1 protein-coding gene is annotated in these 970 nt (G+C 30.6%); it reads left to right on the top strand.

Going from position 1 to position 970, the window contains the following annotated elements; all coding sequences use genetic code 11:
- Window positions 1-568 precede the first annotated feature (568 nt).
- Window positions 569-970, top strand: a 402-nt coding sequence (locus HHU12_RS34125; protein ID WP_205960082.1) for a hypothetical protein, incomplete at its 3' end; no start/stop codon positions are given.

The following is a 970-nucleotide window of genomic DNA, read 5'->3' as shown; positions in this document are numbered from 1 at the left end:
TTCGGTGGAGATATCATTCTTATTTATGACGAAAAGCAAAGAGCGGAAAGAGAAAAACTTACAGAAGAGGAGAAAGATAAAATCCGAGCTTGTCAGTGTATTATTATAAGTGATAGGGTTTATGCTAGAGTTGAACGTCAATTATAGGTGGTCAAGTAGGAAGATGGGTGATAAACCAATAGAAGGAAAACGTAGAGGAATTAATGGGTGGGTTGCTAGTCGGAAGTATATTTTTTACAAAAATGGAGATTATAAACTTGATTATCAATCTTACTGTAATGATTAATTGATAAGCTAATATGAAGGTTTTATTATATACTTTATTAGCATTTGAAAGTTTTTTATAAGAGTTAATGATGTTCTGAGTAGAGTTTATTTGGACTTTACTTAGAGCACTTTTAAAAAAAATATCTTGAAAAGGGAAATCATGAATGTGTTACTTCCAATAATAATGAAGACAAAATTGGCTTTTACGAAAGTTTAATATGTAACTATTGTACAGACTATGGTAAAAAAAATATTAGTAATTTCTTTAATTTTAAGTATTACATCATGTTCTCAAATTTCCATGGAAAAGTTTAAAGACAAAATTGTGAGTTATTTTTTGAACAAGGCTTTAAATCCTTCGGGTAAAGTGTCTGCTAGAAATGTGAAAATTTTTAAGGATACTCCGGTATATAAAGTAGCGAAAACATTAGCATCTGATGATTATGACAAAGTGTTGCATCAATTAAAAGGTTTGTCTGGTAATCTAATTGACTATCAAGAACCATTATATGGGAAAACATTACTATCTTTTTCAACTCTAAAAGGTTATTACAATGCTTGTAGGGCATTAGTGGATGCTGGAGCCGATGTAAATATAATATCTTCCCATGATGGGGAGTCAGCTTTTACAGCGGCGTGTAAGATCAAAGAAGATAATCGGTTTATTCTTTTGTATTTAGAAAACGGAGCTAATGTTCATTAT

The sequence above is a fragment of the Flammeovirga aprica JL-4 genome, from assembly GCF_012844305.1.
In the GTDB taxonomy this organism is placed as follows: domain Bacteria; phylum Bacteroidota; class Bacteroidia; order Cytophagales; family Flammeovirgaceae; genus Flammeovirga; species Flammeovirga aprica.
The sequence above is the reverse complement of the archived record's forward strand: the minus strand, read 5'-3'. Positions and strand labels throughout refer to the sequence as shown.